At 74.3% G+C, this 24,332-nt stretch carries 25 protein-coding genes and 1 tRNA gene; 16 read left to right on the forward strand and 10 right to left on the reverse strand.

Annotated features, from left to right (window positions below; genetic code table 11):
- Nucleotides 1-496 precede the first annotated feature (496 nt).
- A complete protein-coding gene (locus tag RVR_RS39125; RefSeq protein ID WP_430393121.1) occupies nt 497-1,408 on the forward strand; it encodes a response regulator transcription factor in 912 nt (303 codons plus the stop codon).
- A 594-nt stretch (nt 1,409-2,002) separates the two neighbouring features.
- Here the strand turns inward: RVR_RS39125 and RVR_RS09905 are convergent.
- Entirely contained in the window at nt 2,003-3,280 is a 1,278-nt protein-coding gene (locus tag RVR_RS09905; protein ID WP_202233484.1) for a hypothetical protein, read from the reverse strand.
- Between the two features lie 440 nt (nt 3,281-3,720).
- On the opposite strand from RVR_RS09905, the gene RVR_RS09910 reads away from it, so the two are divergent.
- Nucleotides 3,721-4,575, forward strand: a complete 855-nt coding sequence (locus tag RVR_RS09910; RefSeq protein WP_202233485.1) for a helix-turn-helix domain-containing protein — start codon at nt 3,721-3,723, stop codon at nt 4,573-4,575.
- Between the two features lie 23 nt (nt 4,576-4,598).
- Entirely contained in the window at nt 4,599-4,838 is a 240-nt protein-coding gene (locus RVR_RS09915) for a DUF397 domain-containing protein (protein ID WP_202233486.1), read from the forward strand.
- Here the strand turns inward: RVR_RS09915 and RVR_RS09920 are convergent.
- Nucleotides 4,762-6,828 (reverse strand): MFS transporter, encoded by a 2,067-nt coding sequence (locus RVR_RS09920; RefSeq protein ID WP_202233487.1) that lies wholly within the window; start codon nt 6,826-6,828, stop codon nt 4,762-4,764. The two genes, RVR_RS09915 and RVR_RS09920, sit on opposite strands and share 77 nt — an antisense overlap.
- 202 nt (nt 6,829-7,030) lie before the next feature.
- Here RVR_RS09920 and RVR_RS09925 point away from each other — a divergent pair, with 202 nt between their 5' ends.
- The gene (locus RVR_RS09925; protein WP_202233488.1) at nt 7,031-8,188 is read left to right on the forward strand and encodes a peptidoglycan-binding domain-containing protein; all 1,158 of its coding nucleotides are present in this window, start codon (nt 7,031-7,033) and stop codon (nt 8,186-8,188) included.
- A gap of 131 nt (nt 8,189-8,319) precedes the next feature.
- Here RVR_RS09925 and RVR_RS09930 read toward each other — a convergent pair whose 3' ends face one another.
- Nucleotides 8,320-8,901, reverse strand: coding sequence for a hypothetical protein (locus tag RVR_RS09930; RefSeq protein ID WP_202233489.1), 582 nt, complete (start codon nt 8,899-8,901; stop codon nt 8,320-8,322).
- Between the two features lie 272 nt (nt 8,902-9,173).
- Between RVR_RS09930 and RVR_RS09935 the strand changes: the two genes are divergently transcribed.
- Together RVR_RS09935 and RVR_RS09940 are read left to right on the forward strand one after the other, a co-directional pair.
- Complete coding sequence (locus RVR_RS09935) at nt 9,174-9,845, forward strand: HAD family hydrolase (RefSeq protein ID WP_202233490.1); 672 nt, start codon at nt 9,174-9,176, stop codon at nt 9,843-9,845.
- A gap of 272 nt (nt 9,846-10,117) precedes the next feature.
- Nucleotides 10,118-10,474, forward strand: coding sequence for a DoxX family protein (locus tag RVR_RS09940; RefSeq protein WP_202233491.1), 357 nt, complete (start codon nt 10,118-10,120; stop codon nt 10,472-10,474).
- A 70-nt stretch (nt 10,475-10,544) separates the two neighbouring features.
- Here the strand turns inward: RVR_RS09940 and RVR_RS09945 are convergent, their stop codons facing one another.
- The gene (locus tag RVR_RS09945; protein WP_202233492.1) at nt 10,545-11,138 is read right to left on the reverse strand and encodes a TMEM165/GDT1 family protein; all 594 of its coding nucleotides are present in this window, start codon (nt 11,136-11,138) and stop codon (nt 10,545-10,547) included.
- A gap of 593 nt (nt 11,139-11,731) precedes the next feature.
- On the opposite strand from RVR_RS09945, the gene RVR_RS39130 reads away from it, so the two are divergent.
- Together RVR_RS39130 and RVR_RS09955 are read left to right on the forward strand one after the other, a co-directional pair.
- Nucleotides 11,732-12,676: a DedA family protein gene (locus RVR_RS39130; RefSeq protein WP_202233493.1), complete on the forward strand. Its 945-nt coding sequence runs from the start codon at nt 11,732-11,734 to the stop codon at nt 12,674-12,676.
- Nucleotides 12,677-12,903: 227 nt separating this feature from the next.
- On the forward strand, nt 12,904-14,322 hold the full coding sequence (locus RVR_RS09955) for a family 2B encapsulin nanocompartment shell protein (RefSeq protein ID WP_202233494.1): 1,419 nt from the start codon (nt 12,904-12,906) through the stop codon (nt 14,320-14,322).
- A 139-nt stretch (nt 14,323-14,461) separates the two neighbouring features.
- Here RVR_RS09955 and RVR_RS09960 read toward each other — a convergent pair whose 3' ends face one another.
- The 5 genes from RVR_RS09960 to RVR_RS09975 form a co-directional block, all read right to left on the reverse strand.
- Nucleotides 14,462-15,220, reverse strand: a complete 759-nt coding sequence (locus tag RVR_RS09960; protein WP_202233495.1) for a bestrophin-like domain — start codon at nt 15,218-15,220, stop codon at nt 14,462-14,464.
- 21 nt (nt 15,221-15,241) lie between these two features.
- Nucleotides 15,242-15,364, reverse strand: coding sequence for a hypothetical protein (locus RVR_RS38575; protein WP_272933068.1), 123 nt, complete (start codon nt 15,362-15,364; stop codon nt 15,242-15,244).
- Between the two features lie 568 nt (nt 15,365-15,932).
- Nucleotides 15,933-16,376 (reverse strand): hypothetical protein, encoded by a 444-nt coding sequence (locus RVR_RS09965; RefSeq protein WP_202233496.1) that lies wholly within the window; start codon nt 16,374-16,376, stop codon nt 15,933-15,935.
- 203 nt (nt 16,377-16,579) lie between these two features.
- Nucleotides 16,580-17,125 carry a flavoprotein gene (locus RVR_RS09970; protein WP_202233497.1) on the reverse strand — a complete coding sequence of 182 codons (546 nt, stop codon included), beginning with the start codon at nt 17,123-17,125 and terminating at the stop codon, nt 16,580-16,582.
- A 47-nt stretch (nt 17,126-17,172) separates the two neighbouring features.
- Nucleotides 17,173-17,829 carry a TetR/AcrR family transcriptional regulator gene (locus RVR_RS09975; protein ID WP_202233498.1) on the reverse strand — a complete coding sequence of 219 codons (657 nt, stop codon included), beginning with the start codon at nt 17,827-17,829 and terminating at the stop codon, nt 17,173-17,175.
- Between the two features lie 179 nt (nt 17,830-18,008).
- On the opposite strand from RVR_RS09975, the gene RVR_RS09980 reads away from it, so the two are divergent.
- The 8 genes from RVR_RS09980 (at nt 18,009) to RVR_RS38580 (ending at nt 23,756) form a co-directional block, all read left to right on the forward strand.
- Nucleotides 18,009-18,728: an SDR family NAD(P)-dependent oxidoreductase gene (locus RVR_RS09980; RefSeq protein ID WP_202233499.1), complete on the forward strand. Its 720-nt coding sequence runs from the start codon at nt 18,009-18,011 to the stop codon at nt 18,726-18,728.
- Between the two features lie 164 nt (nt 18,729-18,892).
- Nucleotides 18,893-19,540 (forward strand): HAD family hydrolase, encoded by a 648-nt coding sequence (locus RVR_RS09985; protein WP_202233500.1) that lies wholly within the window; start codon nt 18,893-18,895, stop codon nt 19,538-19,540.
- A gap of 770 nt (nt 19,541-20,310) precedes the next feature.
- Nucleotides 20,311-20,721, forward strand: a complete 411-nt coding sequence (locus RVR_RS37460) for a hypothetical protein (protein ID WP_237404666.1) — start codon at nt 20,311-20,313, stop codon at nt 20,719-20,721.
- Nucleotides 20,722-21,086: 365 nt separating this feature from the next.
- Entirely contained in the window at nt 21,087-21,827 is a 741-nt protein-coding gene (locus RVR_RS09995; RefSeq protein ID WP_202233501.1) for a DUF6879 family protein, read from the forward strand.
- Entirely contained in the window at nt 21,824-22,666 is an 843-nt protein-coding gene (locus RVR_RS10000) for a helix-turn-helix domain-containing protein (protein WP_202233502.1), read from the forward strand. The genes RVR_RS09995 and RVR_RS10000 overlap by 4 nt, the downstream gene beginning before the upstream one ends.
- Nucleotides 22,667-22,775: 109 nt before the next feature.
- Nucleotides 22,776-23,096 (forward strand): hypothetical protein, encoded by a 321-nt coding sequence (locus RVR_RS10005; protein WP_202233503.1) that lies wholly within the window; start codon nt 22,776-22,778, stop codon nt 23,094-23,096.
- An 81-nt stretch (nt 23,097-23,177) separates the two neighbouring features.
- A complete protein-coding gene (locus RVR_RS10010; protein WP_202233504.1) occupies nt 23,178-23,369 on the forward strand; it encodes a hypothetical protein in 192 nt (63 codons plus the stop codon).
- 252 nt (nt 23,370-23,621) lie between these two features.
- Complete coding sequence (locus RVR_RS38580; protein ID WP_272933069.1) at nt 23,622-23,756, forward strand: hypothetical protein; 135 nt, start codon at nt 23,622-23,624, stop codon at nt 23,754-23,756.
- Nucleotides 23,757-24,136: 380 nt separating this feature from the next.
- On the opposite strand, the gene RVR_RS10015 is transcribed toward RVR_RS38580, so the two are convergent.
- Nucleotides 24,137-24,208, reverse strand: a tRNA-Val gene (locus tag RVR_RS10015).
- Between the last annotated feature and the right edge of the window lie 124 nt (nt 24,209-24,332).

The raw sequence follows: 24,332 nt of genomic DNA on the forward strand, positions 1-24,332 counted from the left end.
AACCCACGGCCGAGCCGACCGGATTCCGGCCGACCGGGTTCAGACGGACCCGGTTCAGGCGGACCCGGTTCAGGCGGACCCGGTTCAGGCAGACCGTTCAGGTGCCGGACCCACCGGCCGTCGGGCAACCCGCGGCCGGGCGGACCGCGTACAGGGCGCCCCGCCGGCGGGCGGAACCGCGCCGGCCCACGAACATCCGCATGGCCAGCCCCGGCGCGCTGGTGTCCCCGAAAAAGCGCCCGCGCGTTTATCACGTGTCCCGTCCGGCGTCGGCGCCACCGCGGCAGGTTCCCTCGATGGGAGGGCGCGCGCCCGCAAGTCGCCCGCCCCCGGCGCCTCCTGCCACTCCATCCATGCACCCGACGGGCACCGAAGTTCACCCGCACGGGGCGATCCGCCGGGTATGAATGGGTTCGCGTTCGCCCGGGGGTCGCGGACATCACCCGCAGGGGGACGAGGGCGGCGCACCGATGCGACCACACGAGGGGAATGCCCGGTGATACGTGTACTGGTGGCCCACGACACCTGTCTGCTGCGCTCGGCGCTGGCGGCTCTGCTGGGCCGGGAGGCGGACTTCGAGGTGACGGACACGGCCTGGCCGCTCCCGGCGGAGACCGAGCGGTCCTTACGGCCCGACGTCTGCGTGGTGGACGCGGACTGCACGGGCTGGCGGCAGCACGTCGGCGCGGCGGCCGGCCCGTTCGGCGGCTCACCCGGCGGAGCGCTCGGCGGCCCACTCGGCAGACCGGTGCGCGCTCCCGCCGGCGCGGTCGCCGTCCGCGGGGGGAACGCGGCGCGTGGCCAAGGCACCCGCGCGGCCGGCGGGAACGGCGGCCCCCGGGCGCTCGGCGCGGGCCGACCGGCGAACGGCGGTGCGACGGGCGGCGATCCGAGGGGCGGCGATCCGAGGGGCGCCGGGCCGGGAGCCGCCGGAGGCTGGCCCCGGCCCGGAAGCGGCGGCCCGGGCCGCCCCGCCACCCACGGCCCGGCCGTCACCGGCCCCGGAGGCGGGCCGGCCCGGACGCGCTGCGCGCTGGTCGTGCTCACCGGCCCGGGCAGGCCGGGCGACCTGCGCCGGGCGCACGAGGCGCACGCACTGGGCTTCGTGAACAAGGACCGGTCGGCGGACCGGCTGCCGACGGCCGTGCGCCAGGCCGCGCAGGGGAAACGGTTCGTCGACGAGTCGCTCGCCGTGGAGTTCCTGCACGCGGCCGACATGCCGTTGACCAGGCGGGAGTTGAGCGTGCTGTCACTGAGCGCCGAGGGCGCCCCGGTCACCGAGATCGCGCACCTGCTGCACCTGTCCCACGGCACCGTGCGCAACTACCTCGCCTCGATCACCCGGAAGACGGGGGCCCGCAACCGGGTCGACGCGATCCGGATCTCGCGGGTCGCCGGCTGGGTGTGACGCGGCGCCCGCGACGTTCTCGGCGCCGAACCGCAGGCGCCCGGCGATCACCGAGGCGCGGCCCGTACCCGACCGCCGCCCGTCCAGGGCGGATCGCTCCGCCCACGCAGCACCTGGTCGACGGCGTGGGCGGGCGCGGCCGGCAGCAGCAGGCCGAGCCCGACGGGCACCCCGGCCGGTACCGCGACCGTGCCGGTGGCGGCCCTGCTGCCGCGCGTCGCGGGACGGGCCGCGCGGGGCCGTGGCGGGCCACACGGGTCCTCCTCCGGCGGCCGGCGGCGCGCGGGACGCGGGTTCGGGGGGCGGGTTCCCGGGCCGGTGCAGGGGCGGGTTCGCCGGCGGGTCGGGAAGCGGGTTCGGGGACGGCGGGCAGGCCGGGGCCCCGCCCCCGGGTGCGGAGGGCGGGGCCCCGGCCCTGTCGGACAGGGCCTCGGTCACCGGTCGAACCGCCGAGACGCGACGCGCGGTCGCGTCCCCGGCGGATCAGGAGCCCCCACCGAGCTGACGCGGTTCCCCGGACTCGGCGAGCCGGCGTCGTCGGCGCCGTGTCCGCGCTCGACGGACACCATGGTGTGCAGGTCGGCAAGGGCCGGGTCAGGTGCTCCTTTCCGTTGCCGCCGAGGAGTTCGGCGGGTGGTGGACGGCCCGGGTCGCTGTCCGGACCGGTTCGTGGGGCCCGCGGTTCAGCGCGCGGGCGGGGGGAGGAACGGCGGCCGGGGAGCCGGCGGCCGTCCGGCGGCCGCGGCGCCGAGGGCGAGCGGGCAGCCCGGCGGTGCGGGCGGGGGCCGGGGCGGCAGCCGGGGACGGGCCCGGCCCACCGGTCCCGGCGGCGGGGTCGGGATCGCCGGCCTGCACGTGCAGGTCGGGTGGGGGTGAACTCGCGCGCAGGCCGGTTCCACCGCCGCTCCCGCCCCACGCGGCGGCGTGCGGCGGGCCGTCGGCGCCCTGCGGCGCCCGCGTGATCTCGGCGACCGCCTCCTCCGGGAACCGTGCCGGTACCGGGAACCGGCGGCCGAGCACCTCGGCCGGGTGCGCGGCCTTGCCGCGGTCGACGGCGAACAGCCTGGTGACGGGCAGGAAGAGGGCCGGCCGCGGGCGGGCGAGGGGGTGGATGTCCTCCTCGGTGCCGCGCCGGTCGGGCCGCGCGACGGAGCCGGGGTCGCCCACGGCCCGGCGGCCGTTGTCGGTGCTCCGCGCGGCGGCCTCGACGTCCGGCAGAGGCACCGTCTCGTCGCCCGGCCCGCCCATGGTGTCGAACGCGTGCGGGTCGTTGAAGACGGGCCCGCACGCGTGCACTTCGGCCACCGCGTCCTGCACGCCGGCGCGGATGCGCAGCGGCCGGCGGGTGAGGTCGGCGACGGCCGCCGCGTCGCGTTCGCGCCGCCGCCGGGTGACGGCGTCGGCGCCGGCGGAGGCCGGACCCGCGTGCGGGCGGCCCTTCTTGAGCACCACCGCGTCCCCGGTGCGGGTGACGGTGCCGGCGTGGACGCCACCGCCGTCGGAGAAGTACGGGGCCTGCCCGATGCGGTAGGGCGGGTCGGCGACGGTGGCGGCGTTGCGCGCCGCCGACTGCGGCGCGGGGAACTCCGGCAGGGTGGCCCGGCCGGGCACGTGGGAGGCGGGGCACTGGTCGTCGGGCGCCAGCCGGCCCTCGCGGCCCTCGACCGCGGGCACCGGGCCGCCGGGCCCGGCGTACGTGGAGTCGCGCGGGTGCACCGGTCGGGGCCCGGGCACGAACGGTACGGCGGCGGCGCCCGGGGCCTTCCCGTCCCCGGGCGCCGCGGCCTCGTCACCGGTGGTCGCGGACAGCCGGTCCGGGCTCTCGTGGAAGTGCCGGTCGGCGAGGCGGAAGACCTCGTGGTGGTTGTCCATCGATCCCCCCTCATCACGGTGACGACACCGAGACTGGCACCGGAGGCGGAATCGGGAGAAGTCACCGTTGTCACCTGATCGCCGTGCGGAACGCATATGTCGGACCGTCGGATCACCTGACGTACGACAGCCGCGATGCGTTCCCCGCCGCGCGCCCTCGGTGTTCGCCCAGCGTGAACGCGCCTCCCCGCCCGACCCTCCCGCCGCACACGGCAGCCCTGCCACTCGCGCGCCGACCCGGTCGGCGTTCTCGGCGCACCCAAGCAACGCGACGTCACAGCAAGGGAGTTGACTATGCGAGAGTAAGATCTCCGAGGTGTTATGGGGCAATCATGCACCACTGCAACATTGTCTCTGATTAGGTACGGATTTCCTGAAACGATCTGGACCCCGCGAGAGCGGAACGGCACACTCGGAAACCAGCACCAAGAAGGGACACCATGCCGCTCAGGAGCACCGCGACCGCCCGCCAGGAGCGCCTAGGCGCGGAGCTGAGAAAGATGCGGGAAGCCGCCGGCATCACCGCCCGCGACACCGCGCGGTTGCTCGGCACCGACCCGGCGAAGGTCAGCCACATCGAAGCGGGGCGGCTCGGTGTCAGCGAGGAGCGGTTAAGGCGTCTCGCCGCGTTCTACGAATGCGGGGACGCGGCCCTGGTCGACGCCCTGGTCAGCATGGCCAACGGGCATGGCCGCAAGGGCTGGTGGGAGGCGTACCGTGGCGTGGTGCCGGCCGGCATGCTCGACATCTCCGAGATGGAGCACTACGCCGTCCACCTGCGTCCGCTCCAGGTCAGCCACATCCCGGGCCTGCTCCAGACCGAGGCGTACGCCCGGGCGGTGGTCGGCCACGCCGTCCCGCCGCTGCCGGACAACGAGTTGGCCGCCTGGGTCGCCCACCGGATGGAGCGCGCCAACGTCCTGCACCGCGAGGCCGCGCCGCCGTACGAGGCGCTGGTGCACGAGGCCGCCTTGCGGATGCGGTTCGGCGGGGCGAAGGTTGCCAAAGCCCAACTGGAGCACATCCAGGAGCTGAGCCACCTGCCCCAGATAAGCGTGCGGGTCATCCCGTTCGCTTCGGAGGGCCATGTCGGCTCCAGCCACGCGATGCTCTACGCGAGCGGCACCGTCCCGCAGTTGGACACCGTCCAGATCGACTCCGCGCACGGCGTGACCCTGCTCCATGCGACCACCCAACTCGCCAACTACCTCAGCCGTTTCGAGATCCTGACCAAGGTGGCGCTGGACCGGGAAGAGTCACGCGACTTCATCCACAGCATCTCCCGAGACCTCTGAACCTCTGAAAGGGCCCTCATCCCATGACCGCGCCCCTGGCTTGGCAGAAGTCCACGTACTCCCAGGACAACGGGGACTGTGTCGAGTTGACCGCACACGGGGGCGCGGTCCTCCTTCGCGAGAGCGACAACCCGGCGGTGGTGCTCACCACCACGCGCAAGGACCTCGCCCGGTTCCTGCACTTCCTCAAGGCCGCACCGACCTCGACGGCCGCTCCGGCCGGTCGTGGTCGCCGCCGCACAGGTCCGCGCTCAACTTCGTGACCAGTGCGCCGAGTTCGGAGTTCCGGGACGCGTCCCAGTCGCCGAGCAGGTCGGCCAGCACCGCCCGGCGGGCCTCACCGAGCCGGTCGGCCAGCGCCTTCCCGGACGTGGTGAGCCGCAGCGGGTTGCCGTCCCGTACGGCGAAGCCCCGGCTCTCCGCCTCGACCGCGGACCGTTCGATCACCTCGCTCGGCACCGTGGAGTGGGCGGCCAGCTCCACCGGGTCGGCCTCGCCCTGGTGCGCGATCCGCAGCAGCAGCCAGCCCGTGGCCGGGTGGATGTCGGCGCGCGCCTTGCCGGTCACGCGGACGTACAGGTCGCGCTTGGCCTCCCGGCTGCCCAGCACCGACAGGCAGCGGGCGATCTCGTCGAGCGAGGAGCGCTCCACCGGGTTGGTGCCGAACGTCTCGTTGGCGTCCGGCGCCGTCACCGACCCGCGCAGCGGCTGCTCCTTCAGCAGCCAGGCCAGCACGAAACCGAGCAGCGCGACCGGCACCGCCCACAGGAACACGGTGGTGATGGACTCCGCGTAGGCGTGCAGCACCGGGGCCTTGACCGCGCTCGGCAGCCCGGCGATCGCCTTCGGATCGGCCTGGAGCCGGGCGGGGTCGAAGCCGGCCGGCACGTCGACCCCGCGCAGCGCCGACACCAGCTTGTCCGACAACTGGTGGGTGAAGACGGTGCCGAAGACCGAGACGCCGAAGGACGCCCCGATGGAGCGGAAGAAGGTGGTGCCCGAGGTGGCCGCGCCCAGGTCCTCGTAGCCGACCGCGTTCTGCACCGCGAGCACCAGCACCTGCATCACCAGGCCGAGGCCGAGGCCGAAGACGAAGAAGTACAGGCTCATCTGCCAGGTGGCGGTGAACTCGTCGAGCTGGTGCAGCAGGAGCAGCCCTGCCGCGGTGACGGCGGTGCCGAGGATCGGGAAGACCTTGTAGCGGCCGGTGCGGCTGACGATCTGGCCGGAGCCGGTGGAGGACAGCAGCAGGCCGACCACCATCGGGATCATGTGGACGCCGGAGAGCGTCGGCGAGTAGCCGTGCACGACCTGGAGGAAGGTGGGCAGGTAGGTCATCGCGCCGAACATCGCGAAACCGATGATGAAGGAGACGGCCGAGCAGATCAGGAAGGTGCGCACCCCGAACAGCCGTGGCGGCAGCACCGGTTCCTCCGCCCGCCGCTCGATCAGCACGAACACCCCGACCAGCAGCACGCCGAGCACCGCCAGCGCGATGATGCCCGGCGAACCCCACGCCCAGGTGGTGCCGCCGAGCGAGGTGACCAGCACCAGGCAGGTCGCCGCCGCGGCCACCACCGCCATGCCGGCGTAGTCGATGCGGTGGGGGGCCGGAGCCCCTGGTGCGCCGCTCCGGGGACGGGCCGGGATGTGCAGGACGACGGCGATCACCCCCAACGCGACCACGCCGATCGGCAGGTTGACGTAGAACACCCAGCGCCAGGAGAGCTGCTCGGTGAACACCCCGCCCAGCAGCGGCCCGAGCACGCTCGCGGCCCCGAACACCCCGCCGAACACGCCCTGGTAGCGGCCCCGGTCGCGGGGCGGCACGATGTCGCCGACGATCGCCATCGACAGCGCGATCAACCCGCCGCCGCCCAGCCCCTGCAACGCCCGGAACGCGATCAACTCGCCCATGCTCTGCGCGATCCCGCACAGCGCCGACCCGATCAGGAAGAGCACGATCACGGACTGGAACAGCCGCTTGCGGCCGTACATGTCACCGAGCTTGCCCCACAGCGGAGTTGCCGCAGTGGACGCCAGCAGGTAGGCGGTCACCACCCAGGAGAGGTGGTCGATGCCGCCCAGGTCGCTGACGATCGTGGGGAGCGCGGTCGACACGATGGTCTGGTCGAGCGCGGCCAGCAGCAGGCCGAGGGCGAGCGCGCCGATCGCGATCCGTACCGCGCGCCTGTCCTGCTGCTCGCCCGGTGCCGCCGCCGGCGCAGCGGCGGTGGGGGTGTCCTGGGCCATGTGGCAGCTCCTCGCCTCGTCTCCCCGAGGGTCGAGAACTCATATTCGCACCCTTTGCCCCGGTACGGCCTGCGGAACAGGTCACCCCCGCCGCCGTGCGCTGTGCCGGAGGCGTGTCGTATCGGCATAATCACCGGAGACGTCGCGCACGCCGTGTGAACGGACCGTGCGGATTCACGTACGAACGGCGGGAGGGGACACCGTGGCGCCGAGGCAGCCGAGCGGACCGGAGGACCGGTACGACGGCCGGTACGACCGGCCGGACCGGCCGTACCCGTCGCACGGGCCCCACCACCCGCCGGCCGCCCACCCCGCGCCCGGCGGCCCCGCCGAGGACGACGCCGGCGGGATACGCGCGGCCGAGCGGTCCGCGGAGCGCGCGGCGGCCGTGGCGGCCGTCGAGGGCTTCCACCCGCTGCGCCTGCGCCCCTACGTGGCCGAGCCCGACGGCGAGGCAGGCGAGACCACGGTCCGACGGCTGATCGACACCGGGGCGACCGGCGCGACCGGCATACCCGGCGCCGCGTACGCCGACACGCCCGGCCCCGTGGCGGGCGGGCCCGCCCCGCACGACCTCGGCCTGTTCCCCGCCGACGGCCCGGACCGGCCGGACGACGGAGACGGGTACGCCGCGGCCGCCGCGCGCGGCCGGCACCGCCGGCGCAAGCGCGGCCTCGTGGTCGCCGCGGCGGCGGTGGCCGCCTCGGCACTCGCCGCGGGCGCGGTGGCGGTCAGCGGCCAGATCGGCGAGGAGCAGAGCGGCGCCGACCGCGCCCTGCCCGACCAGTCGTCCTCGATGCCGGACGTGGTGCTGCCCCCGGACGCCGCCCACGCCACCGCATCGGCGGCCCCGGCCATGACCGGCCGCAGCACCGCGGCCGACACGCACCGCGCGGCCGGTCCGTCGGCCACGCCCTCGGCGTCCGCCACCCCTCCCCCGGCCGCCGGCGACGGCACGCCGGCCGCGCGTTCCGCCGCGCCGGCCCTGGTCTCCGGGTCCGCCTCGACGGTGACCGCCACGCCGCCCGCCACGTCCACCGCCGCCACCGACCCGGCGCAGGGCACCGGCGATCCCACACAGCCCACGGGCACGGGTGGGAGCACCACCACGACGACCCCCGCCCAGGTGCTGGAGGTCGGCGACTCGGGCCCGGCCGTCGCCGACCTCCAGCGGCGGCTCAGCGAGGTGTGGGTCTACGCGGGTCCGATCGACGGCGTCTTCGACGGGCAGGTGAAGCTGGCGGTCGCCACCTTCCAGACCTGGTACTGGGTGACCGACGCCTCCGACGGCAGCCACAACGGCGTCTACGGCCCGAACACCCGCGCCGCCCTGGAACGCCAGACGCAGGGCGACTCCTAGCTCCTAGCCAGGGCCTGTCCGGCGGACCCTGCCGGACCCGCGGGGACGGTGCGTGCGGCGCCCCTCCCGGTCGGCGGGCGGACACGCGCCGCCGGAACCGCCGCGTCGGGACCGCCGCGCCGGCGGTCGCGTCAGTGCGGGGCGACGTACTGGAGCAGGCCCCAGGTGAAGTGCGCCACCAGCCGCTCCCCGGTGAGCGGGTCGGTCAGCGCCAGCCGGGCCCGGGACGGCGCGTCGGGCGGCAGCGGCGCGGCCGGCGGGAAGGCGCGCGCCGCGTCGTCCACGGTGCACGACCAGGGCGCCAGGTCCTCGACGGCCGCGAGACGCGGCGCCGCCGCCCCGGGGGCCCGCACCAGCCACTCGCTGACGACCGCCCCGCCGCCGGCACCGCCGCCACCCGGGAGCGTCACCACCTCGAACCGCAGGTCCGGCCAGAGCGGTACGGGCCACCGCGCCGCACGCAGCGCGAGGTCCCCGGCGCGCTGCTCCCGAACGTCCTCCGGCGGACCGAGCGCCGTGCGGTAGCGGGCCTCGCCGCGCGGGAACGTACGGCTGTGCAGCCGCGCCTGCCACCGGCGGTTCGCCTCGCGCAGGTCGGTGTGGTTCGCGCCCAGCGCCCGCAGCGCCTCGTCGACCAGGCCCGGCTGGTGGTCGGCCATCCTCCGCAGCAGCACGAGCTGGAACTGGAGCGGCCCGAAGGGTTCCGTGGGCATGCCGTGAGTCTAAGGGCCGCCCGACCGGGGGCGCGGGGGCCGGCGGCCGGGGGTCGCGCAGGGGCGGGGTGGCGCATGCGGCACATCTTTTGTATCGTGATGGAACAAAGTGGTTCCGCCCGCCTCCCCTGACCGGCGGGCGGGACCACGGAGTAACGGAGTCACCGTCGGGGGCGGTCGCAACGGCACCAGCCGGGGCGGCCGCCCCCGCGCCGTCCGTACGGCCGCGTGCGGAGGGCCCGCGCCGCCTCGTACCCCCAGGGAGCACTTCCATGACGCCGTCCACCCCGTCCGCCGAGTTCCGCGCCCGCGCGCTGCTGCTGGACATGGACGGGACCCTGGTGAACTCCGACGCCGTCGTGGAGCGCTGCTGGCGCCGGTGGGCCGAGCGGAAGGGGCTCGACCCGGCCTACGTGCTCTCGGTCGTGCACGGCCGCCAGGGCCACGCCACGATGGCCGTGCTCTTCCCGGACCGGCCGATGGCCGAGAACTACGCCGAGAACGCGGTGCTGCTGGCCGAGGAGACCGCCGACACCGACGGCGTGGTGCCGATCCCCGGCGCCGCCGCGTTCCTCGCCTCGCTCCGGGGCCTGCCGCACGCCCTGGTCACCTCCGCCAGCGCCGAGCTGGCCCGGACCCGGATGGAGGCGGCCGGGCTGCCCCTCCCGGAGGTCAGGGTCACCGCGGAGTGCGTGAGCGCCAGCAAGCCCGACCCGGAGGGCTTCCTGAAGGGGGCCGCCGAACTCGGCTTCGCCCCCGAGGACTGCGTCGTCTTCGAGGACGCCGAGGTCGGCATCGCCGCGGCCCGCGCCGCGGGGATGCGGGTCGTCGGCGTGGGCCCCCGCGCGCTCGCCCAGCACCCCAGCGCGCACGCGCCGTCCCTGGAACACGTGCGGGTGCGCCCGGCGTCCGGCGGCGGCCTCGTGGTGACCGTCACGCCGTGATCCCGTGATGCCGTGAGCCGGTGAGCCGGGTGATCCCGTAATCCGTGAGCCGGTGATCCCGTGAGCCGGTGATCTCGCGCTCCCGCGCTCCCGCGTCGGACCGATCCACCCGATCCCCCTCGCGCGGAAGGCGCGCGGGCCGGTCCTCCTCCCGGGGACCGGGACTGTCACACATCGCGGCGCCCGCCGGTTCGTCCTGGCAGCGGCGCCCCGCGACGGGGCGTCCGGCACGGGCAGTCCATCCGCACGGACAACGGACAACGGGAGAGAACGTGTTCGCCGCCTACCTCACGGTCACCCTCATCGGCGTGGTCCTCAACGGCGCCGCCGCCGTCACCTACCTGATCGGCCACGAATACCCCAAGACCCAGGCGGACATGAAGGGGATCGCCCGCGTGTGGGTGCCGGTCCTCGGCTCGCTGCTGGCGGCGGGCACCGCGGGCCTGGCGGCCGGGCTCGCGGTGCCGCTGTTCGGCACCCTCGCCGCCTGCGGCCTGGTGCTCTACTTCGTGGGCGCGATCCTCGCCCACCTGCGGGTGGGTTCGCGCGACATCGTCGGCGGCGCCGTGTTCCTCGCGACGGCGCTCGCCGCGCTCGTCCTGGGCCTCGCCGAGCACGGCGCCTGGTGACCCGCCGCTCCGCCCGGGTGTGCCCGGGGCAGCGGTCGCGGGCGCACGGCCGCGCGGCCGCGGGCGGGACTCACAGCAGGGCCGCGCCCGTGGCCGCCTCGTAGAGGCTGAGCGCGGCCAGCACGACCATGACCACCGCCGCCGCCTTGGTGATCAGCGGCAGGGGCACCCGCTTCATCAGCAGGCGGCCGCCGAAGATGCCGAGCGCCGCGACCGCCCAGAGCCCGAGCACCGCGCCGATCGCGACGGACACCGGGGCGTCGTAGCGCGCGGCGAGGTTCGCGGTCATGATCTGCGTGAGGTCGCCGAACTCGGCCACGAGGATGAGCATGAAGCCGGCACCGGAGACCTTCCAGAAGCTCTGGTCGGCCGGCGCCCTGACCTCCTCCTCGTCGTCGTCCTTGGCGAACAGCAGCATGGCCGCGCCGCCGAGGAACAGCACCCCGACCACCCCCTGGACCCAGCGGTGCGGGAGCAGCGTCAGCAGGCTGCCGGCCGCGATCGCGAGCGCGACGTGGACGACGAAGGCGGCGGCGACGCCGACGAAGACGTAGGACGGCCGGTAGCGGGTGCCGAGCATGAGACCGGCGAGCGCGGTCTTGTCGGGCAGTTCGGCCAGGAAGATCACGCCGAAGACGACGGCGATGACGCTGATGCTGAGCACGGAAGCTGTTCCTCGATCGGTCGGGGCGGCCGTACCGGGAGGAACCACGGGCTGTCCGGGGGTCGCTTCGGCACGGCAGCGTCAGGACACTGCGGCCGAAGGTCTCGCTGGCGGGCACCGCGGTGCACCGCCTCCGGGCGCCGGCCCGGCACGCTCCCACCTCGCGGTGCGGAACGGCCCGGCAGTATGTCGACGGTCCGGCGAAGAGCTACTCCCCTTCTGCTCCCGCCATGCTACGGCATCGCCCCCGTCCCACCCGGCCGCCGCCCACCCGGCCGCCGTCCACCGGGCCGCCCACCCGACACGAGGGCGCGGGCCCGCGCGGCCACATCCACGGAATCTGCGCCGAACCGTTTCCTGGAGAGTAATCCGGCCGTGATAACGCCGTGATTGTCTAGTACGTCACGTGCCCTCACGGGAACCGGGGCCCGGCACTGGCGTACGCTGTACGGCTGACGGTGGATGAAGATCCGCCGCTCGTTGACGCGACACCGGGAGCGCTCCTCCGGGGCTGCTTCGCAGACGGGCTCGCAGGACCAAGGCATGAGACCACGGCACGACACGAGCAGGACGGCGAAGGGCGAGGAGGCGTAGTGCTGCACCACCTGGGCTCCCTCTTCGAGTGGCCGTGGATCTACCTGCTCGTGGGCCTGTCCGTGCTCCTCGACGTGTTCGTGCCGGTGCTCCCCAGCGGCGTGCTGGTGATCAGCGCGGCGACCGCGGGCTCCACCGGGGCCCGGGACGGCGTGCTCGACATCCTCGTCCTGCTCGCCTGCGCCGCCACCGCGTCCTGCGCCGGCGACCTGCTCGCCTACCGGCTCGCCTGGCGCGGCGGGGCCTGGTTCGACCGGCGGATCGCGAACTCGCGGCGGCTCGCCGCCGCCCACGAACGGCTCGGGCAGGTGCTCAACAGTGGCGGCGGCGCCCTGGTGGTGCTGGCCCGCTTCGCACCGGCCGGCCGCAGCGTGGTCAGCCTGGGCGCCGGCACCGCCCGCCGCCGCCCGCGCGAGTTCCTGCCCTGGTCCGCGCTGGCCGGCGTCTGCTGGGCCACCTACAGCGTCGGCCTGGGCTGGATCGGCGGCCGGTGGCTGGGCGCGAGCTGGTTCGGCACGCTGATGTCCTTCGTCGCCCTGCTGGGCGCCGGCGCGTTCGCCGCGCTGGTCTTCCGCCGTGAGCGGCGGATAGCGCTGGAGGCGGCCGCCTTCGCCGCCGCCCCCCTCGACGTCGAGCCGCTGGCCGGCGCCGGTCCGCTGGCCGCCGCAGGTTCCCTCACCGCCCTCGGTCCGCTGGCCGCGGCGCCCGCGTCGGCCCTGGCCGAGGGGCCGCTGACCACCGCCCCTGCGGCCGCGACCCCGGCGGCCGCCGCGCCGCGCCCGGTGTCGGCCACCCCGCTGGTACCGCCGCCGGCCCCGCCGTTCGTCCCGCCGCGGCCGACGTTCGCGCCGTCGTTCTCGTCCTCGCTCGCCGTGGGCCCGCTCGGCGTCCCGCCGCAGACCGCCACGCCGACCGAGCGCGGCCCGGTCGTCGAAGCGCTCTGAGTTCCCCCCGCCCTCCCTCCCGGTGCGGCTCCGCACCCGCGCGTCGCACACACGTTCCCGTCCCTGGGACGGATGACCACGGAGCCGTACGGAACCGGACGGATCACCCCGGCCGCGGTGCCGCTTTCCCGTATTTCGGAAAGTATTCTCACTCGATCCGGCAATAGTCAGCACTCTGCGTCGCCGAAAGAATTGGGCCGTACCACCTCCTTACGGAAGGACAGTCCATGTCGGTTGATGCGGGTCAGGACACCGCACAAGGCAATCCGCAGGACGCTCAGGCGCGGACCAGTCTCGACACTGCCGCCGCGCGGAACCTGGCGACCACCACCAAGTCCACCCCGCAGATGCAGGGCATCTCGTCCCGCTGGCTGCTGAAGGTGCTGCCGTGGGTGCAGGTGAACGCGGGTACGTACCGGGTCAACCGCCGGTTGAGCTACGCAGTGGGCGACGGCCGGGTGACCTTTGTGAAGACCGGGTCCGAGGTCCGGGTCATCCCGCAGGAGCTGGGCGAGATCGCCGCTCTGCGGTCGTTCGACGACCTGCCGGCGCTGACCGCACTGGCGGATCGTTTCGTCCAGCGGGAGTACCAGCAGGGCGAGGTGCTGGCCGAGGCGGGGCGCCCGGTGGACACCGTCTACCTGATCGCCCACGGCAAGGTCGAGAAGATCGGCGAGGGGTCGTACGGCGAGCAGACCCGGCTAGGTTCGCTCGCCGACGGCGCCTACTTCGGTGAGCAGGCGCTGCTGGGCGAGGACACCTGGCAGTACACCTCCAGGGCGGCCACCGCGACCACCGTGCTGGAGCTGCCGCGGCAGGCGCTGGCGTCCCTGCTGGAGACCGCGGCGCCGCTGCGCGACCACCTGGAGGCGGTCCGGGCGATCCCGAGCCAGCGGACCAACAAGCGCGGCGAGGCCGCGATCGAGCTGGCCTCGGGCCACAAGGGCGAGTCCGCGCTGCCGGCCACCTACGTGGACTACGAGGTCAAGCCGCGCGAGTACGAACTGAGCGTCGCCCAGACCGTGCTGCGGGTGCACAGCAGGGTCGCCGACCTCTACAACGAGCCGATGAACCAGACCGAGCAGCAACTCAAGCTCACCGTGGAGGCGTTGCGCGAACGCCAGGAGCACGAGCTGATCAACAACCCCGAGTTCGGCCTGCTCAACAACGCGGAGTACGACCAGCGCATCCAGCCGCACGCCGGCCCGCCGCTGCCGGACGACCTGGACGAGCTGATCAGCCGCCGCCGCAACACCCGCTACCTGCTCGCCCACCCGCGCACCATCGCCGCCTTCGGCCGCGAGTGCACCCGCGCCGGCATCTACCCGGACCCCGTGGAGGTGAACGGCTCCACCGTCCCCGGCTGGCGGGGCGTGCCCATCCTGAGCTGCAACAAGATCCCGGTCTCCGAGGCGCGGACCAGCTCGATCATCGCCATCCGCACCGGCGAGGACAACCAGGGCGTCATCGGCCTCAACCAGACCGGCCTGCCCGACGAGTACGAACCGGGCCTCAACGTGCGCTTCATGGGCATCGACGAGAAGGCGATCATCAGCTACCTGGTGAGCACGTACTTCTCGGCCGCCGTGCTGGTGCCCGACGCGCTCGGCGTGCTGGAGAACGTGAACGTGTCGAACTGGCGCTGAACAGCGGCGACCCGCGACCGCCGACCGCGGCGGGGCGGCACTGACGAGGGCGGTTCCCCACCGGTCCGGGTGGGGAACCGCCCTCGTCGCGCGCGCTACGGGCGCGTGCCCGCTCCGTTCACCGCCGGAGCACGATCTCTCACTGCCGGAGCACGATCTCCCGGAACACGCCCGCGCCGACCGACAGGCCGTCGCCGAACGGCGCGTCCAGGTCCCAGATCAGGAAGAGCAGGAAGGCGATCAGCGCGCTGAACAGCCCGGCGAGGAGCAACTCCCGCCCCGAGCGCCGGATCTGGAGCGTGAAGATCAGCCCGACCGTGACCAGCGCGCCGGTGATCAGGCCGAACCACACCATGCCCGGCATGGTCGCCCCGAGGCTCTGGCCGCGGTCCGTCCGGGCCTGGTCCGCCGCGGTGACCTGGTCGAGCAACGGCTGGTACGCCTGCTGGCCGAGGTCGTCCTTCGGGTCGTAGCGCGTGATGTCGCTGCGCACCTTGTCCAGCAACTGCGTGGCCCTGGGCGACAGTTCGTCGTGGTCGCGCATGTAGGGCCACTCCTTGTCGGCCACGTACACGGCGTAGGCGTCCACGTCCGCGCGCACCTGGTCGCGTACGCCTGCCGGGTAGACCTGCACCCGGGCCTTGATCTCGTGCAGGGCCTGCGCCTCGGCGAGCACGTCCGCCTGCGCGCTGCCGCGGCCCTCCCACACGCCCGCGATGGCCAGGCCGAGCACGATCGCGTAGACCACGCCGATCATCATGACCATGTACTCGATGACGTCCGGCGTCTCGGACGGGTCGTCGTCGACGGCGATCCTGCGCTGCCGGAGCACCACGACGCTGATCACCACGGCGCACACCGCGACCATCGCGATGACCAGCACCAACCACTGTGACATGGATGAACTCCCCCTCTTTCGCTAGTGGTTCCTGCGGTAGGTGTGGGAGCCGGGGCGCAGTACGGCCACGGCGAGCAGGGCGGGCACGGTGGTGAGCAGCATCGTCTCCATCACGGTCCGGGTGTGCCGGGTCGGCTTGTGCACGGCTTTGGGCGCGGGGGTCGGCCACACGGCCGGGCGCGGCGGCGCGGCGGCGGGACTCGGCGCGGTGGTCGGCGGGGTGGTGGGCGCCGGCTTCGTGGTCGGAGCCGGGGCCGGGGAACGCGTCGGGGCGGGCGGGGACGGCGGTGGCGGGGCAACGACCGCACGCCGGGAGGGAGTCGGGGTCGGCTTCGGGGTCGGAGTCGGAGTCGGAGTGGGCGTCGGCGTCGGCGTGGGCGTGGGCGTGGGTGTGGGCGACGCGGGGGGTGAGGACGGGGGTGGGGAGGGCGGTGAGGACGGCGGCGGCTTGGGATGGCACCTCGCCGGCGGGCGGGTGTGCCACGGGTGGCCCGGCGGGAGGGTCCACGGACCGGTCCAGCCTCCGCTCCAACTCCAGGGCCAGGGCCAGGGCCACGGCCACGCGCCGCACTTCAGCGGCCAGGGCGGCTGCCAGTCGGTGTGGTGCGAGCCGAGTTCCCAGAACGGGGGCTTCGGGCGGGCCGGTTGGCGGGGGTGCCGGGCCTGCGGACGGGACGCCGGCGTCGAGGTCGACCCGGGTGTTGAGGTCGACCTAGTGGTCGGCTTCGGCGCCGGCTTCTGCCCGGGTTTCGGCGCCGGCCGCCGTGTCCGGTTCGGTGCGGTCGGCGGCGGATCGGCCGCGGTGGGTGCCGTCGTGGGTCCGGGCGCCGTGCCCGCGCGGGGAGTCGGAGCCGTGGAGGTCCGTGCCGGGGCGCGGGTCGGGGTGCGGGTCGGGACGGGGGTAGGGGTACGCGAGGAGCCCCGCGTCGGCGTGGGTTCCGCCGTCGGTCGCGTGGTCCGTGTCGGCGTCGGTCTCGGTCTCGGAGTCGGAGTCGGTCTCGGATCGGGCGAGGCGGTCGGGCCGGGTGGCCCTGACGGCTCTCGCGCGGTGCCCGGGCGGGCCGGTGGACGGGAGGTCGTACAGGCGCGGGTGGCGCGTATGCCGTCGCCGCAGCCGGGCCCGGAGGTCGCCGCGGCCACGCCGCCCAGACCCCACGAACCCGCTGCCATCACCACGGCGAGCGCCGCCCACAGCCGGGCGAGCCTCCCCCTCGAAATGCTCACCCCACCATGCTTCGCAGCGCCGTCGCGCGCACCCACGCGAATTCCGGCCGTTCACCCGAAAGGGTCATCCACGCCGCAAACGCGCCGATCCACCGCCCCTCGGGCCCGTCACCCGGCGCCGTCCGCGGGCACGGCCTACCGCGGCGCTCCCGCCTCGCCCAGCTCCGCCATCACCAGGTCCCACGGGTACGCCACCGGTTCGTCGCCGCCCGGCGGACCGGGTTCGAAGCCGCCGGGACCGTAGAGCACCCGCACGCCCGCCAACCGCAGTTCCCCCACGGACCGTTCGAACGCGGGGTGCCGGGCGTACGCCGAGTTGAGGCAGGGCATCGTGACCAGCGGGATGCCCTTGCCGATCGCCTCCGCGGCCACCCCGACCACGAACTTGTCCGTGATGCCGGCCGCCCACGCGTTGATCGTCGTGAACGTCGCCGGGGCCACCACGATCACGTCGGCCGGCGGCCACACGTCGGGCTCGCCGGGAGACTTGTACTCCCACCGCACCGGGTGGCCGGTCAGCACCGCCAGACCGTCCAGCGACTCCCCCAACCACCGCGCGGCGGTGGGCGTCAGGCCGAGGCACACGTCCCACCCCGCCCGCTGCGCGGACTCCACCACCCGCGCCACGTCGAACACCGGGGGTGCGGCGGAGGCGAACAGATAGAGCGTTCGAGTGATCATGCGCCCTACCCAACCGCCCCTCCCGCCCCACCGCAACCACCCCCCGCTCAGGGCCTGTCCGGCGGATCCCCGCGGTGTCCCGGGTCCGGACGCAGGGCCGTACCCGTATTGCCCAGCGCGGCCAGGCCCCGGTCGTAGAGATCGAGGACGTCGCCGCGCCCGTCGTCCTCGAGCCAGGTGACGGTGGCGGCGTCGAAGCACGCGAACGCCGTCGCGACGATCGCGCGGGCCTGCCCCCGGCCGATCCCGGAGGGGGCGAGCCTGGCTTCGAGCAGCGGCAGCACCGCCTCCTGGAGCCGTACCCGCTTCCCGAGGTAGGCGGCGCGCAGCGAGTCGGTGCGGTGCACCAGGCGGAAGCGCTCCAGCGCCTCCCCGGGGCTCGTGTGGAGCGAGAGCACCGCCTCGAACCCGGCGCGCAGCACCTGCCAGACGTCCGCGTCGGCCGGCTGTGCGCGGACGGCCTCCGTGAGGAGGGTGACGAACTGCTCCTCGCCGCTGCCGAGAAGGTCTTCCTTGGTGCCGAAGTAGCGGAAGAGGGTGCGCTGGGAGACGCCGGCCTCGCGGGCGATCTGCGCGACGGTCGTCTCGTCGTACCCCTGCTGCGCGAACAGGCGCAGCGCGGTCCGGAGGATCTCCTGGGCGGCCAGTTGCCGGGTGCGGTCCCACAGCGTGGCCGCCCCTCCGCCCTCTGCTCCCTGCGTCATGCCCTCAGCCTAGCGCGGCCTGCCATCCTGGCACACGCACGAGGTTTGGCAGTCACTGCCAGTCAGGCGTACGCTGCCGGAAACCGGGGCCGGGCGCCCGCACGGCGCCCTCCCTCCCGTTCCGCGCCCGGCGCGGGGGAACCGGGAGAGACCCCGTGCGACCAGCGAGGAGAACATCCGTGGCAGCGAAGACAGCACTCATCACCGGCGGGACCAGCGGGATCGGCAGGGCCACCGCCGAACTGCTCGCGGCACGCGGCTACCGCGTGATGGTCACCGGCCTCCACGACGTCACCGACGCCGTCCTCCCCCAGGGCGTCACCGCGGTGCAGGCCGACCTCGCGTCCCTGGCCGACATCGACCGGGCCGTCGAGCGGGCGCGCGAGCACCTGGGCTCCCTCGACCTGCTCCACCTCAACGCGGGCCTGCCCCGCCCCGGCCTCACCGTCGAGACCACCGACGAGGCCGCCTTCGACGCCCTGTTCGACGTCAACGTCAAGGGCGGCTTCTTCACCCTGCGGAAGGCGCTCCCCCTGCTGAACGACGGCGCGTCCGTGGTGTTCACCGTCGGCGCCGGCGAGGGGCTCGGCGCCGCGCTGACCGCCGCCAAGGGCGCCCTGCTGCCCCTGGTGCGCGCGCTGGCCGTCGAACTCGCGCCCCGCCGCATCCGGGTCAACGCGGTGAGCCCCGGCGTGGTGGACACCCCCGTGTACGGCCGGATGGGCATCTCCCCCGAGACGGTCGCCGCCTGGGGCGAGGGCGTGCCCCTCGGCCGCGTCGGCACCCCCGCGGACGTCGCCGAAGCCGTCGCCTTCCTCGCGTCCGACGCGGCCGGCTACATCACGGGTGACAACCTGCGCGTCTCCGGCGGCATGGGCGTGCACGCCGGCGCCGCGTAGGGCGTCGAGGGGACGAGGGCACGAGGGCACGGGGGGACGGGAAGCGAGGGAGCGGGGGTCGAGCGCGCGGGCCGGTCGACCCGCCACCGATCCCGTCGAGGAACAGCCACCGCGACCGGGTCGTCGCGCCCGGGTGGGCGGCGCCGCTCGCTACGCTGGCCGGCATGATCCACACCGTGGCGCTCGACATCGGCGAGACCCTCACCTCCGACACCCGGACCTGGGGGATGTGGGCCGACTGGCTCGGGGTCCCCCGCCACACGGTGTCGGCCCTCGTGGGTGCCGTCGTCGCCCGCGGCCAGGACAACGCGGACGCGCTCCGGCTGATCCGCCCCGGGCTGGACGTCGCCGCGGCGCAGGCCGCGATGGAGACCGCCGGGCGGGGCGAGCACCTGGACGAGACGGACCTCTACCCGGACGTCCGGCCCGCGCTCGGGGCACTGCGGGCCGCGGGGTACCGGGTGGTCGTCGCGGGCAACCAGACCGCGCGGGCGGCGGAGTTGCTGCGCGCCCTCGACCTGCCCGCCGACGTGGTCGCCACCTCCGGCGAGTGGGGGGTGGCCAAGCCGGACCCGGCGTTCTTCGCCCAGGTGGTCGGCGCCGCCGGGTGCGAGACGCACGACGTGCTGTACGTCGGCGACCACCCGCAGGACGACACGTTCCCCGCCGCTGCCGCGGGCCTTTCCACCGCGCACCTGCGCCGCGGGCCCTGGGGCCACCTGTGGGCCGACGACCCGGACGTGGCGCTCACGGCGGACCTGCGGGTCGGCTCCCTGACGGAACTGGCCGACCGGCTCACCAACCGTTCCTGACCCGCCCCCGGCCCCGCTCCGCCGCAAGGGCGGCCGCGCCACCGGACCCCGGACCCCCGCCGGGGCCCGACGACGCAACCGCCCCGCCGTGCCCACCGCCTCAGAGCGAAGGGGGCACTGCGGGACCGAGGTCTGGTTCGCCACGAGGGACGCGTGGACGAAGCCGACCCAGTTGTTCGTGCCGTTGGACTGGACCGTGGAGTAGAACCACCGGTTCGTCGCGTAGTTGCCGGTCGCCCAGTCGCCGTCCCGCCAGCACATCATGTCGACGTAGCGGCCGTTGGGGGCGATGCCGATGATGGCGCTGTTCTGCGTGGCCCCGGTGCGGACGTACGCCTGCCCGCTGTTCGAGGAGACGTAACTGCCGGTCCAGGCGGACGCGGGGGCGCCGGTGAGCGCCACGACGGCCGCGCCCGCCAGGGCGACGGTCGTCGCGGTGACTGCCATGCGCAGGGGTCCGAGCTGCATGTCGATGCCTCCAGGTGCTCGTGTCGTTCCCGTCGCACCCGACGCTAGGGGGTGCCGGCGGCCCGCTCCGCCGCCCGTTGCACGCCCTTCGCGGCGGCGCAACACCCGCCCCCACCCGCGCGCCGGCTCGCCCGCGCGAGGCGGAGGCGAAGCGGGGCGTGCTGCTTGCTGGGCACGTGGCGGTGCAACCGGGCGCCCGCCCGCCCGTCAGGCGACAGCGCTGGGGCCGCCGCCGGAAGACGCGCATCTTCCGCCGAAGCGTTGGCCTGCCCACTCGGGCGAGGAGAGGGCAGACTCCCCGCATGGACACCGCCAAGCTGGAGCTCGCCGCCCAGCGCTACCGAGACGCCGAAGCCGCACTCGCCGCGGCCCGCGAAGACCTGCAAGCCGAAGCCGTCGCCGTACTCCAGGAGACAGAGCGCGGCGGCCAGACCGAGGTCGCCCGCCTCACCGGCTGGCCCCGAGAGCAGATCCGACTCCTGGTGCGCACAGCGACGCACGCCGACGCCCTCGCCCGCGACGTCGCCGACCAGGACGGGGACTGGGACACCGCACGCGCGGTGGCCGCCCTCCGGGCTGCCGGCGTGGGCGTGGGCAGCGGGGACCGCGCCGACGAGAAGCAGGCCCGCGAGGCGCTGCGGAAGCTGGAGGCGCGCGGCGTGCTGGTGCGGGTGGACAGCCCGGGGAACACCGCGGTGTACCGCCGCGCCTGATCCTGCGCTGATTGTCGTATGGCCTCCCGCCCGGCCGGGGTGCATGGTGGCCCCACCCTCAAAGGGCGCGCCGCCCCGCCGAGTCTCCCCCTCCCGGCGGGGCCGCGTCGCGCCCGCGCTCCGGCCGCTCCTGGCGGAAGATCCGGTCGGCCGCGTCCCACCACGCCTCGGGCGCAGGGCGGCGCCCGGTCCGGGCGGGCCGGATGCTGCACGGGTCCCATCCGTGCGCCTGGCTGTTTCTGCGCGGCCGTCGTCGCCCATTTCGGGTGCGCCGCGCGGATCAGATCCCCTGTCGTGTTTCTTGATCATCGGGCTACCGTGCCCACACAGACCGGCACCGAGCCGGCCCGACACCAGGAGTCCAGATGGCCCGCCAGCTCCGCTACGTCGGCACCAACAGCGGTAACAACGGCTGCCCCACCCTGTACGAGGCTGACCCTGATACGTACGTCGTGCAGGGCCCCCGCGCCGACGCGAGCGATCTTGCGCAACTGCGCCACCTCGCCGACGACGAGACAGCGGTCACCGTCCCCCGAGCCCTGCTGGCGAACTTCGGCCCTAAGGAGACGATCCCCACGCGCGAGCCCATCAGCTTCGACGACTTCGACGACATGTTCACCACCTTCCGCCACACCGCGTGGCGCCTGGAAACCCGGCGCCGATACGCCTCCGACGAGGCCACCGACACCTACCAGCAGTTCCTCCAAGACGGCCGTGCCGACTGGGACCTCGCCGACCCGTGGTGCGTCGAGCGCCGCGAGCAGACCGCGCTCGGCAAGACCATCGGCCGGGTGCGCGTCATCGACGAACCGGCCACGCCAGGGCAGCTCTACCTCCTGGACAACGCACGCCGGAACACCGCGGTGGGCGAGACGATCCGCGTGCTGCCGCGGGCCCGCGCGCAGGAGGCGGCGCTGCCCGACGAGGACTTCTGGATCTTCGACTCCCGCGTGGTCGCGCTCCTGGCCTTCGACGGCGACGACCTGGTGGGCGTCGACCTCATCACCAACCCCGTCGAGGTGAGTGCCTACTGCCAACTCCGGGACGCCGCCGAGCACCACGCCATCCCCTTCGACCAGTTCGAGGCGGTACCGTCCGCTGAGTGACCACTGATTTCCAGCAGGGCCGTATTGCACTCGGCGAGCGGCTACGCGAGCTGCGTCGGGAGGCGCAGATGACCGTGCGGCAGCTCGCCGAGTCGTGCGGGTGGGCACCGTCCAAGGTGTCCAAGCTGGAGAACGGGAAGCAGACCGCGACGCCTCCGGACCTCGAGCGGTGGGCGGCTGGTGCCGGACGGCCTGCAGCCGCCGAGGAGTTGAAGGCCCGGCTGCGGGGCCTGGAGTCCGCGCAGCGCTCGTGGCGCCGGCAGTTGGTGGCCGGGCACCGGCCCGTGCAGGATGCTCTCAACGCGGAGTACGAGAGGTCCACGGTGCTGCGGGCCTGGGAGGACGCCATGGTGGTCGGGGTACTCCAGACCGCCGACTACGCCCGTGCGGTGTTCCGGGCCTACGCCGAACTCCAGCAGTCCCCGCCCGACGTCGAGGAAGCAGTTCGGGCCCGGTTGCGGCGACAGGACACGCTGTACGAGAGAGGCCGCCGGTACCGGATCGTGATGGGCGAGAGTGCCCTGCATGTCCGCGTGTGCACGCCATCGGTCCTGGCGGCGCAGCTCGACCGGCTGGCGGGCGTGGTGGGCCTGGACACCGTGGAGCTGGGCATCGTGCCGCTAGCCGCCCGCACGAAGCTGCCGCCCGCGAATGGCTTCTGGGTGTACGACGAGCGGCTGGTGATCGTTGAGGACTGGCACACAGAGATGTGGCTTGACGGCGCCGACGATGTGGCGCTGTACGTGCGCGTGTGGGAGGCGCTGGCGTCGTCTGCGGTGTACGGGCCGGCGGCGACGAGGTTGATCTCGCGGGCCCGGGCCGCGCTGGACGTCGCCTGAGGAACATCCCGAACCGCGGTGGCGTGGATTCGAAACATCGAGAAACACGGCTCGATCGGAGAAACACGGCGGGCATACCTTCCTGGTGACAGCTCATCAGGAGGCCGCCATGCAGGACACGTGGGTACCGAGCCGCAGTGTCTCTTCCGTACACGATCTCCTGGCTGATCCGCTGCCGCTGCCGCGGGTGCGGACGCTGGAGGTTTTCTGCGCCGGGCTCGCGGGACGCCCGCTGGAAGTCACGCTCGCCGAGCTGCGCCGGGCTCTGCTGGGGCCGGTGAGTGGCGAGAGCCGGAGACGTCTGCATGTCCTCGTCTCCACGCTGTACCACCGCGCTGGCGCGCCTTTGGACCTCACCATCGAGCTGCGCGGCGACATCGAGGCGGCGCCGACCGTCACGTTCACTGAGGAGGATCGCCATGTCGTGTGACACCCCTGGCTGCCGTAAGGGCGGCTGCACCACCGAGCCCACCGAGCCCACCCCTGCCCCCGCGCCGACCGGCGAGTGACGGTGACCGCCGGCGGGGGGCGCAGTTCCCTCACCCTGGTGCGGGGCAGCGCGGCGGTGCAGGACGCTGCGGCCGGGGCCTCGTACCGGGCGTACCTGGACCACGGCAAGACCTGCCCGCTCTGCCCCGACCACGCCTCGCGGTGCAACACGGCCGGGGACCTGTGGGCCGCCTACCGGCAGACCTGCCGATGACCCGACTGCCGCCTCCTGTACGGCGGCAGGGCCCGACGCCGGTCGCGTCCCCCGGCGTCGGGCCCACCCCATAGACGCCGCGGCCCGCATCCGCGGCGGACGGCTCTGGCGCCGGTCGTCGGGACCTGGGGCGCCAGAGCCGATCCACCCCCTGATCGCCGCGGCGGGGCCAGCCGCGGCGGGCCGTGTCTGGCGGCCGCCCCGGCGCGACCGTTCCGGCGCCGGGGCCACCCACTACCTCAGGAGAGGCGCATGCCCGACGCCCAGCCCGACGAGCCGACGCCTGACTCCACGCCCGAGCCGCCCCTCGTGGACTCGCGGGACATGCTCATCGCACGGGTGCGGTCCGAAATGCTCCTCCGCGGAGAAGAGGACCGCGAGCGGTAGTCCAGCCGCCGGTACCGGCCCGTCACCCGCAGGGCGGTGGCCAGTCCGAGAGCATCTCCGCGACGGACATGCCGAGGCCGTGAGCGAGCGGCAGCAGCACGTCCAGGCCCACGCTGCGGGTCGCGCTCTCGGCTCCCATCACCGTCTTCCGGTCGAGCGCGCCGCCTCGTCACCGTGCTGGTGGCGAGGCGGTCTACTGTCAGAAGAAGGGCCCCGCCGGATCGCCCGGCGAGGGCCCGCTCCCTGCGCGGTCGGTCCCCCACGTCGCGGGCCGGTGGGGGGAGGGCGCGGATCCGGCGCGGCCGGGAAGGAGATCGGCCCTGCGGGATGCCGAGATCGAAAGCCCCTCCCGACTGTGTCGGAAGGGGCTTTGACCTGGGTGGGCGTGGACGGTTTCGAACCGCCGACATCCGCCTTGTAAGGGCGGCGCTCTACCACTGAGCTACACGCCCCTGGGTCCGCGACGACACAGATTACCCCGGGGTGGGGCGTGCTCGGCAAGCGTCGCGGATCGGGCGGGTCCCCGCGGGCGGCGCGCGGAGGCGCGGGCGGCGTACGGCGGAGCCCGGTGGCGTA

This window comes from Streptomyces sp. SN-593 (assembly GCF_016756395.1).
In the GTDB taxonomy this organism is placed as follows: Bacteria; Actinomycetota; Actinomycetes; order Streptomycetales; family Streptomycetaceae; genus Actinacidiphila; species Actinacidiphila reveromycinica.

Excerpts from the sequence above, each read along its gene's own strand:
- RVR_RS09905 (WP_202233484.1), bottom strand. The coding sequence starts at position 3,280 with ATGGACAACCACCACGAGGTCTTCCGCCTCGCCGACCGGCACTTCCAC.
- RVR_RS09910 (WP_202233485.1), top strand. The coding sequence starts at position 3,721 with ATGCCGCTCAGGAGCACCGCGACCGCCCGCCAGGAGCGCCTAGGCGCG.
- RVR_RS09915 (WP_202233486.1), top strand. The coding sequence starts at position 4,599 with ATGACCGCGCCCCTGGCTTGGCAGAAGTCCACGTACTCCCAGGACAAC.
- RVR_RS09920 (WP_202233487.1), bottom strand. The coding sequence starts at position 6,828 with ATGGCCCAGGACACCCCCACCGCCGCTGCGCCGGCGGCGGCACCGGGC.
- RVR_RS09930 (WP_202233489.1), bottom strand. The coding sequence starts at position 8,901 with ATGCCCACGGAACCCTTCGGGCCGCTCCAGTTCCAGCTCGTGCTGCTG.
- RVR_RS09935 (WP_202233490.1), top strand. The coding sequence starts at position 9,174 with ATGACGCCGTCCACCCCGTCCGCCGAGTTCCGCGCCCGCGCGCTGCTG.
- RVR_RS09955 (WP_202233494.1), top strand. The coding sequence starts at position 12,904 with ATGTCGGTTGATGCGGGTCAGGACACCGCACAAGGCAATCCGCAGGAC.
- RVR_RS09960 (WP_202233495.1), bottom strand. The coding sequence starts at position 15,220 with ATGTCACAGTGGTTGGTGCTGGTCATCGCGATGGTCGCGGTGTGCGCC.
- RVR_RS09970 (WP_202233497.1), bottom strand. The coding sequence starts at position 17,125 with ATGATCACTCGAACGCTCTATCTGTTCGCCTCCGCCGCACCCCCGGTG.
- RVR_RS09975 (WP_202233498.1), bottom strand. The coding sequence starts at position 17,829 with ATGACGCAGGGAGCAGAGGGCGGAGGGGCGGCCACGCTGTGGGACCGC.
- RVR_RS09985 (WP_202233500.1), top strand. The coding sequence starts at position 18,893 with ATGATCCACACCGTGGCGCTCGACATCGGCGAGACCCTCACCTCCGAC.
- RVR_RS37460 (WP_237404666.1), top strand. The coding sequence starts at position 20,311 with ATGGACACCGCCAAGCTGGAGCTCGCCGCCCAGCGCTACCGAGACGCC.
- RVR_RS09995 (WP_202233501.1), top strand. The coding sequence starts at position 21,087 with ATGGCCCGCCAGCTCCGCTACGTCGGCACCAACAGCGGTAACAACGGC.
- RVR_RS10005 (WP_202233503.1), top strand. The coding sequence starts at position 22,776 with ATGCAGGACACGTGGGTACCGAGCCGCAGTGTCTCTTCCGTACACGAT.
- RVR_RS38580 (WP_272933069.1), top strand. The coding sequence starts at position 23,622 with ATGCCCGACGCCCAGCCCGACGAGCCGACGCCTGACTCCACGCCCGAG.